Annotated in this window: 13 protein-coding genes; 9 read left to right on the top strand and 4 right to left on the bottom strand. The window is 70.1% G+C overall.

From position 1 onward, the window contains the following. Window positions 1–56: 56 nt before the first annotated feature. The 4 genes from nhaC to BEI_RS01325 all read left to right on the top strand — a co-directional run bounded on the left by nhaC (window position 57) and on the right by BEI_RS01325 (window position 4,735). Window positions 57–1,523 carry a Na+/H+ antiporter NhaC gene (nhaC, locus tag BEI_RS01310; RefSeq protein ID WP_097787811.1) on the top strand — a complete coding sequence of 489 codons (1,467 nt, stop codon included), beginning with the start codon at window positions 57–59 and terminating at the stop codon, window positions 1,521–1,523. Then, the gene (locus BEI_RS01315; protein WP_097787812.1) at window positions 1,520–2,833 is read left to right on the top strand and encodes an NAD(P)/FAD-dependent oxidoreductase; all 1,314 of its coding nucleotides are present in this window, start codon (window positions 1,520–1,522) and stop codon (window positions 2,831–2,833) included. The genes nhaC and BEI_RS01315 overlap by 4 nt, the downstream gene beginning before the upstream one ends. A 161-nt stretch (window positions 2,834–2,994) precedes the next feature. Beyond that, window positions 2,995–3,993, top strand: coding sequence for an ectoine hydroxylase (thpD, locus tag BEI_RS01320; RefSeq protein WP_097787813.1), 999 nt, complete (start codon window positions 2,995–2,997; stop codon window positions 3,991–3,993). 76 nt (window positions 3,994–4,069) lie between these two features. Then, window positions 4,070–4,735: a fumarylacetoacetate hydrolase family protein gene (locus BEI_RS01325; protein WP_097787814.1), complete on the top strand. Its 666-nt coding sequence runs from the start codon at window positions 4,070–4,072 to the stop codon at window positions 4,733–4,735. Window positions 4,736–4,818: 83 nt separating this feature from the next. Here BEI_RS01325 and speA read toward each other — a convergent pair whose 3' ends face one another. From speA to BEI_RS01340, 3 genes are all read right to left on the bottom strand, one after another. Continuing rightward, the gene (speA, locus tag BEI_RS01330; protein ID WP_097787815.1) at window positions 4,819–6,741 is read right to left on the bottom strand and encodes a biosynthetic arginine decarboxylase; all 1,923 of its coding nucleotides are present in this window, start codon (window positions 6,739–6,741) and stop codon (window positions 4,819–4,821) included. Further along, entirely contained in the window at window positions 6,738–7,697 is a 960-nt protein-coding gene (locus BEI_RS01335; RefSeq protein ID WP_097787816.1) for a homoserine kinase, read from the bottom strand. The genes speA and BEI_RS01335 overlap by 4 nt, the downstream gene beginning before the upstream one ends. A gap of 351 nt (window positions 7,698–8,048) precedes the next feature. Continuing rightward, window positions 8,049–8,339, bottom strand: coding sequence for a DUF2782 domain-containing protein (locus BEI_RS01340; protein WP_097787817.1), 291 nt, complete (start codon window positions 8,337–8,339; stop codon window positions 8,049–8,051). 214 nt (window positions 8,340–8,553) lie between these two features. On the opposite strand from BEI_RS01340, the gene polA reads away from it, so the two are divergent. Further along, on the top strand, window positions 8,554–11,322 hold the full coding sequence (polA, locus tag BEI_RS01345; RefSeq protein WP_097787818.1) for a DNA polymerase I: 2,769 nt from the start codon (window positions 8,554–8,556) through the stop codon (window positions 11,320–11,322). Between the two features lie 225 nt (window positions 11,323–11,547). Here polA and BEI_RS01350 read toward each other — a convergent pair whose 3' ends face one another. Next, a complete protein-coding gene (locus tag BEI_RS01350; RefSeq protein ID WP_097787819.1) occupies window positions 11,548–12,459 on the bottom strand; it encodes a LysR family transcriptional regulator in 912 nt (303 codons plus the stop codon). Between the two features lie 127 nt (window positions 12,460–12,586). On the opposite strand from BEI_RS01350, the gene BEI_RS01355 reads away from it, so the two are divergent. The 4 genes from BEI_RS01355 to BEI_RS01370 all read left to right on the top strand — a co-directional run bounded on the left by BEI_RS01355 (window position 12,587) and on the right by BEI_RS01370 (window position 17,178). Further along, window positions 12,587–13,972 carry a uracil-xanthine permease family protein gene (locus BEI_RS01355; protein WP_097787820.1) on the top strand — a complete coding sequence of 462 codons (1,386 nt, stop codon included), beginning with the start codon at window positions 12,587–12,589 and terminating at the stop codon, window positions 13,970–13,972. Window positions 13,973–13,976: 4 nt separating this feature from the next. Next, window positions 13,977–15,437, top strand: coding sequence for an amidohydrolase family protein (locus BEI_RS01360; protein WP_227644536.1), 1,461 nt, complete (start codon window positions 13,977–13,979; stop codon window positions 15,435–15,437). Beyond that, entirely contained in the window at window positions 15,430–16,143 is a 714-nt protein-coding gene (locus tag BEI_RS01365) for a sulfite exporter TauE/SafE family protein (RefSeq protein WP_097787821.1), read from the top strand. Before BEI_RS01360 ends, BEI_RS01365 begins: the two co-directional genes overlap by 8 nt. Window positions 16,144–16,227: 84 nt before the next feature. Continuing rightward, the gene (locus BEI_RS01370) at window positions 16,228–17,178 is read left to right on the top strand and encodes an IS481 family transposase (protein ID WP_097787822.1); all 951 of its coding nucleotides are present in this window, start codon (window positions 16,228–16,230) and stop codon (window positions 17,176–17,178) included. Window positions 17,179–17,188: the final 10 nt, after the last annotated feature.

The following is a 17,188-nucleotide window of genomic DNA, read 5'->3' on the forward strand; positions in this document are numbered from 1 at the left end:
ACTCCTGCGACACAACGACAACGAGGGCGAGTGCGCTCGCCCGGGAGTACCCTCCGATGAAAGACTACACGACCCCGAGCATCCCCTTGCCGCGCCTGCCCCTGGCGCTGATTCCCATCGTGCTGACCATCGCCCTGCTGGGCGTGCAGATCTTCTACTACGACGACTTCACTCCGCACATCCCGCTGGCCATCGGCTTCGGCATCACCGCCCTGGTGGGGTGGCTGCAGGGCTACCGCTGGAAGGACATCGAGGGCGGGGCCTTCCAGGTGCTGCACGTGGCGATGCCCTCCATCGCCACCCTGATCATCGTCGGCATGCTGGTGGGCACCTGGATCGCCAGCGGCACCGTGCCGATGCTCATCTACCTGGGGCTCGAGCTGATCGACCCCGGCTGGTTCCTGGCCGCGGCCATGCTGATGTGCTCCATGGTCTCGCTGTCGATCGGCTCCTCCTGGACCACCGTCGGCACCGTGGGCCTGGCGCTGATCGGCATCGGCGATGCCTTCGGCGTGCCCATCTACTGGACCGCCGGCGCGGTGGTCTCCGGCGCCTTCTTCGGCGACAAGATCTCGCCGCTTTCCGATACCACCAACCTGTCGCCGGCGGTGACCGAGACCAACATCTTCGATCACATCCGCTACATGCTGCCGACCACCATTCCCGCCATGCTGATCGCCCTCGCGGTGTACCTGGTGGTGGGCGGCGCCGAGGGCGGGGCGGGCGACTCCCTGGCGCGCATCGAGACCATCAAGCAGGGGCTGGCCGACAGCTTCGCGATGGGCCTCTGGCAGCTGCTGCCGCTGGTGGTGGTCATCGGCCTGGCCTTCTTCAAGGTGGCGCCGATCCCGGCCCTGTTCATCGGGGTGATGCTGGGCGGCGGCGTGGCCATCCTGACCCAGGGCGCGAGCGTCCACGATGCCCTGACCTTCGCCCACAGCGGCTTCGCCATCGAGACCGGGGCCGCCACCCTGGACAGCCTGCTCAACCGCGGCGGCGTCACCTCCATGACCTGGGTGGTGACCCTGATGATGTTCGCCCTGGCCTACGGCGGCGCGCTGGAGCGCACCCGCTGCCTGGAGGCCATCGTCGGCGCCATCATGAAGCGTCTCAAGGGCTTCCGCGGCCTGCAGACCAGCGCCATCCTCACCTCCATCGCCACCAACGTGGTCTCCGGCGACGTCTACCTGTCCATCGCCCTGCCGGGTCGCATGTACAAGCCGGCCTACGACCAGGTGGGCTACTCGCGGCTGAACCTGTCCCGGGCCATCGAGGAGGGCGGCACTCTGGTCTCGCCGCTGGTGCCCTGGAACGCCGGCGGTGCCTTCGTGATCGGCGCCCTGGGCCTGACCGTGACCGCCGGCGACTTCAGTGCGCTGCTCTACATCCCGCTGGCCTTCGCCTGCTGGCTGTCGCCGTTGTTCGGCATCCTCTATGCCCAGCTGGGCTGGTTCTCCCAGCGAGCCGACGAGGCCGAGGAAGCACGCAGCGAGGCCGCTCCCCTGGCGGAGAAACGAGGATGAGCGAGGCGATCGGTCGAGGCCGGGTCGCGGTAGTGGGGGCCGGGGTGGTCGGCATGACCACCGCCCTGGCCCTGCAACGACAGGGGCTCGCCGTCACCGTGCTCGATCCCCGGGGCCCGGGGGAGGGCGCCTCCTACGGCAATGCCGGCTTCCTGGCCACCGAACTGATCGACCCGCTGTCGACGCCGGCCATGCTGCGCGAGGCCCCGCGCCTGTGGCTCGATCCCCACGGTCCCCTGGCCCTGCCGTGGCGCTACCTGCCGCGGCTGGCCCCCTGGCTGGCGCGCTTCCTCGTCGCGGCGATGCCACCCCGGGTACGCCGCGGGCGCGGGGCCCTGGCGGCCCTCAACGCGGCCTCGGTTCCGGCCTGGCGGCGCTGCCTGGCCGACATCGGCGCCGAGGAGGAGCTGGTGGCCTCGGGGTATCTGCTGGTCTGGGAATCCCCGAAGGGGCGGGAGGCCGCCGGAGCCCGGATGGCGCACCTGCGCCGCTGGGGGCACGAGGTGGAATGGCTCGAGGGCGAGGCGCTGCGTGCCCGGGAGCCGGGCCTATCCGGCGAGCTCAGCCATGGCCTCTTCTTCCCCGGCGCCCACCAGGTACGGGACCCCTACGCCCTGGTGCGACGCCTGGCGGACGCCTACCGGGCCCGGGGCGGGGAGATCCGCCAGGCCAGTGTCGAGCGCCTCGAGCCCCGCGACGCGGGCGTCCGGCTGCACACCGACCAGGGCGAGCTGGACATGGCCCAGGCGGTCGTCGCGGCCGGCGCCTGGAGCCACCGGCTGGCCGCCGGCGTCGGCCTGTCGATCCCCCTGGAGACCGAGCGCGGCTATCACCTGACCCTGCCCGGGCGCGGTCAGGCCCTGCGCCAGCCGGTGGGCTCGGCGGAGCGCCGCTTCGTGATGACGCCGATGGACTGCGGCCTGCGGGTGGTCGGCTTCACCGAGCTCGGCGGACTCTCGCTGCCGCCGGTGGCGCGTCGCTACGACTCGCTGCGCCATCACGCCGGTGCCTTGCTGGCGGATGACCGCGGCCTCGACGAGAGTGCCGAGGCATGGATGGGCTTCCGGCCGACCCTGCCGGATTCCCTGCCGGTCATCGACACCCATCCGGCCTATCCGGCGGTGCACTTCGCCTTCGGCCACCAGCACCTGGGCCTGACCCAGGCGGCAATCACCGCCGAACTGGTCGCCGCCCGGGTCGCGGGCGAGACGCCGGCCCTGGAGCTCGGCCCCTATCGAGTGACCCGCTTCGCACGCCGCCCGGCTCGCCGGGCCGGCTCGGCGTTGGCATCGACGCCCTCCTCCCCCTAGCCGGCGGACCCGGCGGGATGCGGGGATCCCGGGGCCTTGAAAACCCCGGGAGGTGTCACCATCTCTCCGGCGCAGGTCCGCAACGGACCCCGCCGCGCGGCTGACCGCCGTCGGTCACGAGATCGAATCTGAACCCATTCCGACCGTACAGGAGGTAGTGGATGTCAGTGCAGACATCGTCCAACCGACCGCTGGAACAGGCGACCCAGTTCACCGTCGTGGATTCTCCCGATCCCGAAAGCCGGGTGCGCAGCGCCCCGCTGCCCGGGGAGGATCCCTATCCGACCCGCCTCGCCGAGCCCCTCGACCTGCCGTGGCTCAACCGCCAGGAGGCCGTCGTCAAGGGGCGAGACCGCGAGGGCCCGCTCACCCCGGCGCAGCTCGATGCGTTCGAGCGCCAGGGCTTCCTCTTCGAGCCGGACTTCCTGAGGGGCGACGAGCTCGACGAGCTGCGTCGGGAGCTCAAGCGCCTGCTGGAGCACGACGACTACCGCGGCCGCGACTTCAGCATCACCGAGCCCCAGGGCAACGAGATCCGCTCGCTGTTCGCGGTGCACTTCCTGTCGCGACTCTTCGGCCGCCTGGCCAACGACGAGCGCCTGGTGGGCCGGGCCCGCCAGATCCTCGGCGGCGAGCCCTACGTCCATCAGTCGCGGATCAACTACAAGCCCGGCTTCGAGGGCAAGGGCTTCAACTGGCACTCGGACTTCGAGACCTGGCACGCCGAGGACGGCATGCCGGCCATGCACGCGGTGAGCGCCTCCATCGTGCTGACCGACAACCACACCTTCAACGGTCCGCTGATGCTGGTGCCGGGCTCCCACAAGGTGTTCGTGCCCTGCTTGGGCGAGACGCCGGAGGACCACCACAAGCAGTCGCTCAAGACCCAGGAGTTCGGCGTGCCGAGCCGCGAGGCGCTGCGCCGCATGATCGACCGCCACGGCATCGAGGCGCCCACCGGGGCCGCCGGGGGCCTGCTGCTGTTCGACTGCAACACCCTGCACGGCTCCAACGCCAACATGTCGCCGGACCCGCGCAGCAACGTCTTCTTCGTCTACAACCGTCGCGACAACCGCTGCGTCGAGCCCTTCGCCGCCGCCAAGCGGCGTCCACGCTTCCTGGCCCACGACCCCGACGAGGCATGGTCGCCGGACGCCTGACGCGGGCCCGGCTCGGGGAGTAGACTGACGGGGAAACGCCCCTTCGGGGTCCATCCGCACAAGGAGTCGCGTCGTCATGCGCTTCGTTCCCCGTTTCACCGATGGCCGGGACTTTCCGCAGCCGCTGGGCAAGATCGTCTGCGTCGGCCGCAACTACGCCGAGCACGCCCGGGAGCTCGACAACCCGGTGCCCAGCGAGCCGCTGCTGTTCATCAAGCCGGCCACCAGCGCCGTGCGCCTGGAGGCGCCCATCGCCTTGCCCCTGGAACGGGGCGAGGTGCATTACGAGACCGAGATGGCCCTGCTGATCGGCGAGTCCCTGACCGACGCCACCGCCGCCGAGGCCGAGCGCGGCATCGTCGGCATCGGTCTGGCGCTGGACCTGACGTTGCGCGATGTCCAGAGCCAGCTCAAGGCCAAGGGGCAGCCCTGGGAGGTGGCCAAGGCCTTCGACGGAGCCTGCCCGCTGTCGGACTTCCTGCCGCTCGGCGAGGTGCCCAACTGGAGCGCCCTGGCCTTCACCCTGGAGGTGGACGGCGAGGAACGCCAGCACGGCCATGGCAGCGACATGCTCTTCCCGGTCCCCGAGCTGGTGGCGGAGATGACTCGCCATTTCACCCTGGAGCCGGGCGACGTGGTGCTCACCGGCACCCCGGCCGGGGTGGGCCCGCTGCCCCGGGGCGCCGAGCTGCACCTGGCGCTGACCGGGGGACTGGAGGTGGTCACCCGGGTGGTCGACTAGCCAAGGCCCGTCTTCCGGGCCGCCAACGACAGGGCCCCTGCCGGCGATGCCGGCAGGGGCCCTGTCGCGTCCGGGGGGCGGGCTCATTCCAGGTAGGTGTAGCCTTCCAGGCCCTCGGAGAGGTCGTCCAGGAAGCGCCGCTGGTCCTCGTCGTCGAGGCCGCTGGCGGCGAGCTGGTCGGCGAGGCGGTCGCGCAGCACCCCGGCATCGAAGTCCACGTAGCCGAGCACGTCGGCCACCCGGTCGCCGCGGCGCACGTGGTCGAAGCGCCAGTCGCCGTCCGCGTCCAGGGCGGCGTCCACCGAGTCGGTGTCGCCGAAGAGGTTGTGCAGGTCGCCGAGGATCTCCTGGTAGGCGCCCACCAGGAAGAAGCCCAGCAGCCGCTCCTCGTCCGCGTCCCACTCGGGCAGCGGCAGGGTGGTCTCGACGCCCTCGCCGTCCACGTAGCCGTCGATGCGTCCGTCGCTGTCGCAGGTGATGTCCTGGATCACGCCCCGCCGGGTGGGCGGCCGGTCCAGGCCGGACAGCGGCAGCACCGGGAAGATCTGGTCGATGCCCCAGACGTCGGGCACCGACTGGAACAGCGAGAAGTTGACGAACAGCTTGTCGGCGAGCTTCTCGGCGAGTTCGTCGTGAATCTCCCGGTGGGCGCGGTTGCGGGGGTCGAGGCGCTCGCGCAGCCGGGCGCAGGCGGCGACGTAGACGCCCTCGCCCTCGGCCCGGGCGTCCAGGCCGGCCAGGCCCATCACGAAGCGGTCCTGCAGCTCGCCGATGGCCTGGACCAGGTCGTGCCAGGCCTCGACCAGGCCGCGGGGCTCGTGCATGGCCTGGAGCTCGTCGTGGACCCGCCACAGCTCGGTCACCTGGGGATCGCCCTCGACCCGGGCCGGCGGCGCCTGGAGGTCGGGGCGCTCCTCGCCGATCACGTTGGTGATCAGCACCGCATGGTGGGCGGTCAGCGCACGCCCCGACTCGCTGATCAGGTGGGGGTGGGGCAGGCCCTCCGCCTCGCAGACCTGGGCGAAGGCCGCCACCACGTTGCGGGCGTACTCGCGCATCGAGTAGTTGATCGAGCAGAAGCTGCGCGAGCGCGTGCCCTCGTAGTCGATGCCGAGGCCCCCGCCCACGTCCACGGTGTCCACCGGGGCGCCCAGCGCCACCAGGCTCTGGTAGAAGCGGGCGCACTCGCGCAGGCCGCGCTGGATATCGCGGATATTGGCGATCTGCGAGCCCAGGTGGAAGTGCACCAGCTGCAGGCTGGCCAGGGCATTGGCCTCGCGCAGGCGGGCCACCGTGGCCTGGATCTGGCCGGCGGTGAGGCCGAACTTGGACTTCTCGCCGCCGGTGTTCTGCCACTTGCCCTTGCCCACCGAGGCCAGCCGGGCGCGCAGGCCGATGCGCGGCCGGACGCCGAGGCGCTCGGCCTCCTCGAGGATCAGCGGCAGCTCCGAGAGCTTCTCCACCACCAGGTAGACGCGGTGGCCGAGCTTCTCGCCCATCAGCGCCAGGCGGATGTACTCGCGATCCTTGTAGCCGTTGCAAACGATCAGCGAGGGGCCGTCGCCGGAGAGCGCTAGCACGGCGAGCAGCTCGGGCTTGCTGCCGGCCTCCAGGCCGACCCGGCCGCGGCCGCGCTCCTGGGTGGCGAGGATCTCCTCCACCACGCGGCGCTGCTGGTTGACCTTGATGGGGTAGACGGCGGTGTAGCCGCCGCCGAAGCCTTCCTCGTCCATGGCGCCGTCGAAGGCGGCACAGAGCTGCTCGACCCGGTCGTGGAGGATGTCGGTGAAGCGGATCAGCACCGGCAGCCGCAGGCCGGCCTCGCGAAGCCGGGCGACCAGGGGGGCCAGCGGCAGGGCGGGGCCGTCGTCCTCGCCGCCCCGGGGGCGCACCAGCGCCTGGCCGTCGTCGGCCACGTCGAAGTAGCCGCTGCCCCACTGGTCGATGTTCCAGGTGTGCCGGGCCCGGTGGGCGGGCCCGGCGACGCTGCCCATCGCCAGGCTCATGGCCGGGCCTCGGGCAGCGGCAGGGCGCCTTCCTCGATGCGCCGCTTGAGCACGGTGCGGAAGGCCTCCGGATCGTGGGGCGTGAGGTCGTGGGCCGGCGGGTCCACGTAGACCACCAGCAGCCGTGACAGCCAGTAGCGCAGCGCCGTCATGCGCAGCATCATCGGCCAGGCCTCGCGTTCGGCCGGCTCCAGCGGGCGCCGGGCCTGGTAGGCGGCGAGCAGCGCCTCGTAGCGGTCCGGGGCGAGCCGGCCGTCCGGGCCGGTGGCCCAGTCGTTGATGACGATGGCCAGGTCGAACAGCAGGTCGCCGGTGCAGCCGTTGTAGAAGTCGATGATGCCGCCCAGCTCATCGCCCTCGAAGAGGGTGTTGTCGCGGAAGAGGTCGCCGTGGATGGCGCCCTGGGGCAGCTCGGGCCCGCCGGCGAAGAAGCCCTGGTAGATCTCCACCTCGTCCTTCATCAGTGCCTGGTCCTCGGGCGACAGGTAGACCAGGACCTTGTGGTGCATGGGCAGCAGCCAGTGCAGGTCGCGGGGGTTGGGTCGGTGCCCGGGGAAGCGCCGGGAGACCTTGTGCATGCGGCCCAGGGCATCGCCCAGCGCCCGGCACTGGGCCAGGTTCGGCGCCTTGGGGTGCTTGCCCGGCAGGCGCGGGAAGAGCAGCGCCGGCTTGCCGGCGAGGCTGTGCAGGGCGATGCCGTCGCGGTCGTGGAGCGGCCCCGGCACCGGCAGCCGGTGCTCGTCCAGGTAGTCCAGCAGGTCGACGAAGAACGGCAGTTCCTCGTGCTCGCCCTGCTCGAACAGGGTCAGCACCAGCGAGCGGCGGTCGGTGGTGACGAAGAAGGTGCTGTTCTCGGTGCCGGCGGGCACGCCCTCGCAGGCCACCAGGGAGCCGGCATCGAAGCGGCTCAGGAACGCCTCGACCTGGGAATCGGTCAGCGGTGTGAATACAGCCATGTGTCTCTCGCCCGGGTATGCGAAGCCGCCTATTGTAGCGGCTCGGCGGCGCGATGCACGAACCGGTTACCGCGCCCCGGAAGGCTTTCGCAATACGTCGTGTCGGTTGGGGCTGTTCCGTGGACAGGCCCCGGAGTGCCGGACCATCGAGAAGGCGCTGTGAACCCCTCCCTGGGCGCTACCGACGCCCTGCGGCGCTCTCGCATCCTGCGCCGCTTGCAGGGCCGGTGCTGGCCATCCCTGGCCATCCCGTTCGGAGCAGTACTCCTCTCCCCTGGCGTAGGACCTTCTCTTCGGCCTGTCCCCGGAGCCCCTCGCCGACTCTACGGCGGCTGCGTTGACGGTCTGGGGTCAGAAGCGCTTGATGACCCACTCGGGCACGGCGATGCGTTCGCTCTCGTGGCGGGTGAAGTCGCCGTCGCCGTCGTGGTCGACCAGGTAGTAGGCGGGTCCCGCGGCGGGCTGGATCTCGATGGCGTAGAGCACGCCGTTGACCCGGTATTCGCGGATGGTGCGCTCCTCCTCCTGGCGGATGGTGATGTCGGGCTGGATGTCGCCGGACTGGGCCAGTGCCGGCAGCGTCGCGGCGGCCAGGCCGGCACCCAGCAGCAGGCCGGTGAACAGGCGGGGGATGAGCTTCATGACGGCCTCCGGACCAGGGAACTGCCCCCAGTGTATGCCCTCGCGGAGGCCAGGCCCACCTCGGCGCGGCAAAGGCCTCCGGCAATGCGTATCATGGATGACCAGGATCAGGGTCCCTGACCCGTCACGGGGGGCTGGCACAGGACTGCGCTCGGGACGCCCGTCAGCCCCCTCGTCACTCACCATTCGCCCAGCCTGCAAGGGATGCCGATTCATGGCCGATACCCCCATCGTACTCGTCGACGGTTCCTCCTACCTGTACCGCGCCTTCCATGCCCTGCCGCCGCTGACCACCTCGGACGGCCAGCCCACCGGGGCGATCAAGGGGGTGCTCAACATGCTCAAGCGGTTGATCAAGGACTACCCCGACAGCCCCATGGCGGTGGTCTTCGACGCCCCGGGCAAGACCTTCCGCGACGAGCTGTTCGAGGAGTACAAGGCGCACCGGCCGCCGATGCCGGACGACCTGCGCGCCCAGGTGGAGCCGCTCCACGATTGCGTGAAGGCGCTCGGGCTGCCGCTGCTGTGCATCGAGGGGGTGGAGGCCGACGACGTCATCGGCACCCTGGCGCGCCGCGCCACCGAGGCCGGCCGGGACGCGGTGATCTCCACCGGCGACAAGGACATGGCCCAGCTGGTCAACGCCCACATCACCCTGGTCAACACCATGAAGGACGAGACCCTGGACGTGGACGGGGTGAAGGAGAAGTTCGGCCTGCCGCCAGAGCGGATCATCGACTTCCTGGCGCTGATGGGCGACAAGGTGGACAACATCCCCGGCGTCCCCGGGGTCGGCGAGAAGACCGCCCTGGGGCTGCTGCAGGGCATGGATGGCGGCCTGGAGGAGGTCTATGCGGACCTGGAGAGGGTCAAGACCCTGGGCTTCCGCGGCGCCAAGACGCTGCCCAGGAAGCTCGAGGAGCACCGCGACCAGGCCTTCCTCTCCTACCGGCTGGCCACCATCAAGACCGACTGCGACCTGCCGGTGGGCCTGGACGACCTGGACATCGCCCACCCCGACCGCGAGGCGCTGCTCGAGCTCTATCGTCGCCTGGAGTTCAAGGCCTGGCTGGCCGAGCTGCTGGAGGGCCGGGACGAGGGCGTCGACGACGTCGCCCGCGGCGCGCCGGCCAAGGACGCCGACGGCGGGGAAGGCGGGGAGCGCGGCGGTGGCGGGCGCCAGGACAGCGTCATCCTCGAGCAGGCCGAGCTGGACGCCTGGCTGGCCCGCCTGCGGGACGCCGAGGCCTTCTGCTTCGACCTGGAGACCACCAGCCTCGACTACATGGAGGCCGAGATCGTCGGCGTGGGGCTGGCGCTCGAGCCGGGGGAGGCCGCCTACGTTCCCCTGGCCCCCCAGTACCTGGACGCCCCGGCCCAGCTCGATCGCCGGGCCGTGCTCGAGGCGCTGACCCCGCTGTGGGCGGACGCCGGCAAGACCAAGCTCGGCCAGAACCTCAAGTACGACATCTCGGTGCTCGCCCGCCACGGCATCGAGGTCGCCGGGCCCCTCCAGGACACCATGCTCGAGTCCTACGTGCTCGACTCCACCGCCACCCGCCACGACATGGACTCGCTGGCGCTGAAGTACCTGGGCGAGAAGACGGTGAGCTTCGAGGACATCGCCGGCAAGGGCGCCAAGCAGCTGACCTTCAACCAGGTCGCCCTGGAGCAGGCCGCCCCCTACGCCTGCGAGGACGTGGACGTGACCCTGCGCCTGCACCAGGAACTGCGCCCGCGGGTCGAGGCCGAAGGGCGCCTGGCGTCGGTGCTCGACGAGCTCGAGCTGCCGCTGATCCGGGTGCTGTCGCGCATGGAGCGCGGCGGGGTGGCCATCGATGTCGAGCGCCTGCATGCCCAGAGCCGGGAGCTGGGCCAGCGCATCGGCGAGCTCGAGGCCCAGGCCCACGAGCTCGCCGGCCGGGAGTTCAACCTGGGCTCGCCCAAGCAGCTCGGCCAGATCCTCTTCGAGGAACAGAAGATCCCGGTGATCAAGAAGACCCCCAAGGGCGCGCCCTCCACCGCCGAGGCGGTGCTCGAGGAGCTGGCGCTGGACTATCCGCTGCCCAAGGTGATCATGGAGCACCGCGGCCTCTCCAAGCTGCGCTCCACCTACACCGACAAGCTGCCCAAGCTGGTCAACAAGGCCACCGGGCGGCTGCACACCAGCTACCACCAGGCGGTGACCGCCACCGGCCGGCTGTCGTCCTCCGATCCCAACCTGCAGAACATCCCCATCCGCACCGAGGAGGGACGGCGCATCCGGCAGGCCTTCGTCGCCCGGCCGGGCTATCGCATCGTCGCCGCCGACTACTCGCAGATCGAGCTGCGCATCATGGCGCACCTCTCCGGCGACAAGGGGCTGCTGGACGCCTTCGCCGCGGACCGCGACATCCACGCCGCCACCGCCGCCGAGGTCTTCGGCGTGGCGCTGGACAAGGTCAGCGGGGAGCAGCGCCGCAGCGCCAAGGCGATCAACTTCGGGCTGATCTACGGCATGAGCGCCTGGGGCCTGTCTCGCCAGTTGCACCTGGAGCGTAACCAGGCCCAGACCTACATCGATCGCTACTTCGACCGCTATCCCGGCGTGGCCCGCTACATGGAGCGGATTCGTTCACAGGCTGCGGAGGACGGCTTCGTCGAGACCGTCTTCGGCCGGCGCCTCTACCTGCCCGAGATTCGCTCCCAGAATCGCGCCCGCCGCCAGGGCGCCGAGCGTACCGCCATCAACGCGCCCATGCAGGGCACCGCGGCGGACATCATCAAGCGCGCCATGATCGACGTCGACGCCTGGCTGGCCGGGGGCGACATCGACGCCATGATGGTCATGCAGGTCCACGACGAGCTGGTCTTCGAGGTCGCCGAGGACGCGGTCGAGGTCTTCATCCCCGAGGTCAAGAAGCGCATGCAGGCCGCCGCCGACCTCGGCGTGGCGCTGATCGTCGAGGCCGAGAGCGGCGCCAACTGGGACGAGGCCCACTGACCCGGCCCCGGCACGACGAGGCCCGCGGCGCGGCCGCGGGCCTTGGTCAGGGTCCTTGCCAATCCGCGAAAAGCGGTCCCAGCCCGGGGCAGGGCGGATGCGCTTACGCTTGTCCCTCTGCCTGACCAGGGGGCCGCTCCGGGGCGTGGGAGCGGTCTTCAGAGCGCGAGGTGGTGTCGGCTCCCACCACATCACCCTGTCACGGTGATCGGCGAAGCCCCTCCCCTATCCCCGGGGCGCCAGGGCCCGGATCGCCACGCTCAGTTCCTCCACCAGCACCTCCACCGCCAACGGCAGGGTGCGCCCCGCGGCGCCGCCCAGCACCAGCCGCGCGCCGTCGATGCGCGGATCCCGCAACGGCTTGAAGACCAGCTCGCCATGCGCCAGCTCCCGGGCGACGTCGAGCTCGTTGAGGAAGGCCACGCCCAGCCCCGCCCGTGCCAGCGACTTGATCGCCAGGATCCGGTTGCAGCCGGCCAGCGGGGAGAGCTCGATATCGGACTGGGCCAGCACCCGCTCCAGGGTCGAGCCGCGGAACATCTCGGCATCCGGGAGGATCGCCGGATAGTCGCGGCAGTCGTCCAGGGTGACCTCCGGCCGCTCGGCCAGGGGGTGGGAGGGGGCGACGACCGCCCCGAAGCCCAGCTCCACCGACTCGATGAAGCGGATCCGGGGCGTCGGGTGCGGGTTCATGCAGATGCCGATGTCGGCCTCGCCGGTGGCGACCTCCTCGAGGATGACCTCGGTCAGGCCGGTGCGCAGCGCGAAGCGCACACGGGGAAAGCGCTCGCCGAAGCGGCTCAGCAGCCGGGGCAGGACCTCATCGGTCAGCGACTCGACGGTGGCGATGCGCACCTCGGCGCAGCCGGTGCCGCGGATCTCGCCGAGGGTCTCGAGCAGATGGCGCTCGTCACGCTGCCACTGGCGGATCTGGGACAGCATCAGCTCGCCTGCCGGCGAGAGCCGCAGGCCGCGCGGCAGCCGTTCGAACAGCGGCACGCCCAGCTCGTCCTCCAGCTTGAGGATCTGCCGGTTCACCGCCGAGGCGGCGACATGCAGCCGATCCGCCGCCTTGCGTAGCGAGCCCTGACGGGCGACCTCCTCGAAGTAGCGCAAGCCCGTGAGCAGTAAGTGCATGGCCGTCTCCCGCGGGATGATCGTTGCCTTTTAGGCAACAAAATGAGCGAAACATTATTATGGACCAGTACGGTTGGGCGCCGCTAGCTTGAAAGCACCTCCACAACAACAAGCGAGGCTCCCCACCATGAGCAATCCCCACGAGCCGGTCGGCTCACGCGACCCACGGGTCGAACCGGTCGACCAGAAACTGCCGCTACCCTCCATGCTGCTGTATGGCGTGCAGCATGTGCTGGTGATGGCCGCCGCACCGATCACCGCCGTCTTCCTGGTCGGCCAGGCGATGGGCTTCGGCAATGACGTCATGGTCGCCCTGATGAGCGCCACCTTCCTGGTCTGCGGCCTGGGTACCCTGCTGCAGTCCTTCGGCCCCTTCGGCATCGGCGCCCGTCTGCCCTTCGTTCAGGTCCCGGGGGGCGCGCCCCTGGTGATCTTCCTGACCATCGCCCAGGCCACCGACCTGCAGACGGCCACCGGCGCGGTGATCCTTACCGGGCTCTTCTACTTCCTGGCGTTGCCGTTCTTCACCCGGGTGCTGAAGTTCTTTCCGCCCATCGTGATCGGCACCATGCTGCTGCTGGTGGCCATCAACCTGGTGCGCATCTTCGGTGGCCTGATCACCGGCCAGCAAGGCACGCCGGAGTTCGCCAACCTGCCGGCCATCGCCCTGGCACTGGGCACCATGGCCGCCATCGTCCTCTGTGCCCGGGTCTTCTCCGGCATGCTCCAGCGCATCGCGGTGATGCTGGGGCTGCTCACCGGCGCCGCGCTCAGCGCCGTGTTCGGCATCATGGAGTTCGACGGCGTGCTCTCCGGCCCGGTGGTGGCCTTCCCGTCGCTGTTCCCCTTCGGCATGCCCAAGTTCGATCTCTTCGCCTCCCTGCCGTTGATCATCTTCAGCGTGGTGTCGATGACCGAGGCCACCGGCCAGACCATGGCCACCGCCGAGATCGTCGAGAAGAGCGGCGACTCGCGCGCCCTGGTGCCGCGCAACATCCGCGCCGACGCCCTGGGCTCGCTGATCGGCGGCTGCTTCGGCACCTCGCTGATCATCACCAGCGGCGAGAACATCGGCATCGTCCGCGCCACCGGGGTGCGTTCGCGCTACGTCACCGTCGCCGCTGGCCTGATCCTGGTGCTGCTCGGCCTGTTCGCCCCGCTCGGCCGGCTGGCATCGCTGCTGCCCACCGCCGTGGTGGCTGGGACCGCGGTGATCGTCTTCGCCATCATCGGGGTGATGGGCGTCAACATCCTGCGCCGGGTCGACCTCAACGAGCACGGCAACATGTTCACCCTGGCCTCCGCGCTGGCCATGGGCCTGCTGCCCATCCTGGTGCCCGGCTTCTACAGCACCTTCCCCGAGCACCTGCAGATCATCCTGGGCAATGGCCTGGCGATGGGCACCCTGACCGCGGTGATCGTCAACCTCCTCTTCCATCATCTCGGTCGCCGCGCGGATGCCCCCTCGCCCCAGGGCGCCGAACTCCCCAGTCAAGAGATCAAGGGTAAGTAATCGTATGATGTCTTCATCACGGACCCGCGCCGGCGCGTCGCCGGCCCTCAGCCCGGCGGCCTTCGCCGACGAGACGCTCCTGCTGCTGCCCGAGGAGGTGCTGGTTCACGATGGCTGCGTCCGCGACCAGGCGGTGCTGGTGGCCGAGGGGCGCTTCGCCGAGGTCGGCGACCGCCGGGAGCTGCTCGCCCGTCATCCCCGGCTCATTCCCCTCGAGCTTCCCGGCAAGCTGCTGATGCCGGGCTTCATCGACGCCCATCACCATCTGACCCAGTCCCTCGGCAAGTCGCTGGTGTTCGGCGAGCCCTCGGAGATCTTCAAGCGCATCTGGGTGCCGTTGGAGGGCAGCCTGGACGAACGGCTGCTGCATCTCTCGACCAAGCTCGCCGCCCTGGAGGCGCTGCGCGGCGGCTTCACCACCGCGGTGGATGCCGGGACCCGAGCCTCGGCGGAGCTCGCCGGCATCGCCGGTGCCGCCGAGGAGACCGGCCTGCGCTGCGTGCTGGGCTTCATCTGCAACGACCTGGGCGGTGATCGCCCGGACGGCGGGGCGATCCGCCGCGCCGCCGAGCGCCACCTGGCGGACTGGTCGGGGCATTCGCTGGTGCATCCCTCGCTGGCGGTGTCGATCCCCGAGGTGGCCAGCGACGCCATGCTGCGCGACGCCGCGGCGCTCTGCGCCGAGGGTGGGGTCATCTTCCAGACTCACGTCAACGAGCACCTGCAGGCCGTCGAGCGCTCCCTGGTGGCCCGGGGGCAACGCCCGCTGGAGCACCTGCATGCCGTGGGGGCCCTGGGCCCCCAGACGCTGGTCGCCCATGCCACCCTGGTGACCCCGGGGGAGCTCAACCTGCTGCGCGACACCGGCACCGCGGTGGCCTTCAATCCCGTGGCCAGCACCTGGAAGGGCAACGCCGTGGCCCCGGCCCTGCAGATGGCGGCTCAGGGCATCCGTTTCGGGCTGGGCTCCGATGGCACGCGCAGTGACGCCTTCCGCCTGCTGGATGCGGCCGAGACCAGCCAGCGCCTGGCCTTCGGGCTGGCCAGCGGGGACTCGTCCTGCGGCGGCGGCTGGCTGTGGCTCGACCACGCCACCCGCGCCGGCGCCGAGGCCACGGGCCTTTCGGGCGTGACCGGCGCCATCGCCCCGGGCCTGGCCGCCGACTTCCTGCTGGTGGATCTCGACGTCCCGGAGATGACGCCGTCCTGGGACCGGCCCTGGGAGCTGGTGCGTTACGCCAACCGCGACCAGATCGATGCCGTCTTCACCAACGGCCGGCTGCGCCTGTGGCAGGGCTGGCCGGTGGACTGGGACGCCCGGGCGCTGCTGCGCGAGGTGCGGGAAGCGGCCGGTGCCGCGGTGGAGCGTGCGCCGATCCAGCGGGTGCATCCGACGTCCGAGGCGCATCGTGCCCGCCTCATGGAATCACGGCGGCCCCCGGAGGGGCGGACGTCCCATGAGTGAGCTCGTCGTCTTCGCCACCCTGGCCGTGTCCACCGGCATCGCCGCCTTCATGCAGGGGGCGATCGGCATCGGCTTCGCGCTGATCGTCGCCCCGGTGATGGGCTTCCTGCGTCCCGACCTGCTGCCGGTCGCCCTGCTGGTGCTGATGCTGCCACTCAACCTCTACGTGGCGCTGCGCGAGCGTGAGGCCATCGACTGGCGGGGTACGGCCTGGATCGGGGTGGGGCGCCTGCCGGGAACCTTCGTGGGGCTGGGGATCCTGCTGATCATGAGCACCAACGGCCTCAATCAGCTGATCGGTGCTTCCACGGTGATCGCCGTACTCGCCGCGCTGTTCGCCCCGGTCTTTCGTCCCCGGGCCGGGGCCTGTGCCTCGGTGGGGCTGGTCACCGGAGTGACCGAGACCGCCACCGGCGTCGGTGGCCCGCCGCTGGCGCTGCTCTACCAGCACCGCCCCGGGCCGGAGCTGCGCTCGACCATCGCCTGCTGTTTCCTGGTGGGGGAGCTGGTCTCGCTGGCCATCCTGGCCGCGGCGGGCAAGGTCCAGCCGGACCAGCTGATGTGGTCGCTCTATCTGCTGGTGCCGCTGCTCCTGGGCAGCGTCGCCAGCCGGGTGATGCACCAGCGCCTCGATGCCCGTCGGCTGCGTCAGGGAGTCCTGATGTTCGCCCTGGTATCCGGCGTGGTGCTGATGATCCCGCGCTAGTTGTGATCTCTCGGTAGGTTGTTCATCCGGAACCTACCCGGAAGACTGGAGATGCGAACCAACCAATCGCTCCAGGAGGTCCGGATGAACACTCACCAGAATGCCCGTCTTACCCCACATGGTCGAGCCCTGCTGGCACGTCGTGTCATCGATGAAGGGATACGGCCAAGGGAAGTGGCTCAAGCTCAGGGCGTCAGTGTGAGAACGGTCTACAAGTGGGTCCGCCGGTTCCGCGAAGAAGGCCTCCCGGGGCTTCAAGACCGCTCGTCGCGCCCGGGGCGGAGCCCTTGTGCCACCGATGCCGCCACCGTGGAGCAGGTCATCGAACGTCGTCAGCAGCGTCAGACCTATCGCCAGATCGCCCGGGCGCTGGGCATCGGGCAGAGCACGGTGGCGCGGATCCTCAAGCGCAAGGGGCTGAACCGGCTGGCCTTGCTGTCACCGGCAAGGCCTGATAACCGCTATGAACATGACGCGCCAGGGGATCTCCTGCACTTGGATATCAAGAAGTTGGGACGTTTCGAACGCCCGGGCCATCGGGTGACGGGCGATCGCCAGCAGAACACGCCCGGCGCGGGGTGGGAGTATGTCCATATCGCTATCGACGATCACTCACGGGTGGCCTTCGGCACCCTCTATCCCAATGAAACCGGTTGGAGCGCGTGTTACGCGCTGCTGGACGCGATGCGTTATTACCGGCGGCTCGGGGTTCGCTTCGCCCGTGTCCTGACCGACAACGGCGCCTGTTACAAATCCAAGGCATTCCAGCGCCTGTGCCGGCGCCTGGGGCTAACGCACAAGCGCACTCGCCCTTATACCCCACGCACCAATGGCAAGGCAGAGCGGTTTATTCAAACCGCCCTTCGCGAATGGGCCTATGCGCGGTCCTACGAGAGCTCGGAGCAGCGCCGGCAACATCTGCCGGCCTGGCTGCACCAGTACAACTGGCATCGGCCGCATGCCAGTTTGGATTACTGCTCTCCGGTTCACCGGTTAGGCCTTTCCGTGAACAACCTGGTGGGTTTACACAGCTAGTCGGCACCCC

It is taken from the genome of Halomonas beimenensis, assembly GCF_002549795.1.
GTDB lineage: Bacteria > Pseudomonadota > Gammaproteobacteria > Pseudomonadales > Halomonadaceae > Halomonas > Halomonas beimenensis.

What these genes read in the sequence shown, in the direction of transcription:
- BEI_RS01370 (WP_097787822.1), top strand. Translation starts at nt 16,228, where the DNA reads ATGAACACTCACCAGAATGCCCGTCTTACCCCACATGGTCGAGCCCTG.
- BEI_RS01325 (WP_097787814.1), top strand. Translation starts at nt 4,070, where the DNA reads ATGCGCTTCGTTCCCCGTTTCACCGATGGCCGGGACTTTCCGCAGCCG.
- BEI_RS01335 (WP_097787816.1), bottom strand. Translation starts at nt 7,697, where the DNA reads ATGGCTGTATTCACACCGCTGACCGATTCCCAGGTCGAGGCGTTCCTG.
- polA (WP_097787818.1), top strand. Translation starts at nt 8,554, where the DNA reads ATGGCCGATACCCCCATCGTACTCGTCGACGGTTCCTCCTACCTGTAC.
- BEI_RS01360 (WP_227644536.1), top strand. Translation starts at nt 13,977, where the DNA reads ATGATGTCTTCATCACGGACCCGCGCCGGCGCGTCGCCGGCCCTCAGC.
- BEI_RS01365 (WP_097787821.1), top strand. Translation starts at nt 15,430, where the DNA reads ATGAGTGAGCTCGTCGTCTTCGCCACCCTGGCCGTGTCCACCGGCATC.
- BEI_RS01315 (WP_097787812.1), top strand. Translation starts at nt 1,520, where the DNA reads ATGAGCGAGGCGATCGGTCGAGGCCGGGTCGCGGTAGTGGGGGCCGGG.
- nhaC (WP_097787811.1), top strand. Translation starts at nt 57, where the DNA reads ATGAAAGACTACACGACCCCGAGCATCCCCTTGCCGCGCCTGCCCCTG.
- thpD (WP_097787813.1), top strand. Translation starts at nt 2,995, where the DNA reads ATGTCAGTGCAGACATCGTCCAACCGACCGCTGGAACAGGCGACCCAG.
- BEI_RS01355 (WP_097787820.1), top strand. Translation starts at nt 12,587, where the DNA reads ATGAGCAATCCCCACGAGCCGGTCGGCTCACGCGACCCACGGGTCGAA.
- speA (WP_097787815.1), bottom strand. Translation starts at nt 6,741, where the DNA reads ATGAGCCTGGCGATGGGCAGCGTCGCCGGGCCCGCCCACCGGGCCCGG.
- BEI_RS01340 (WP_097787817.1), bottom strand. Translation starts at nt 8,339, where the DNA reads ATGAAGCTCATCCCCCGCCTGTTCACCGGCCTGCTGCTGGGTGCCGGC.
- BEI_RS01350 (WP_097787819.1), bottom strand. Translation starts at nt 12,459, where the DNA reads ATGCACTTACTGCTCACGGGCTTGCGCTACTTCGAGGAGGTCGCCCGT.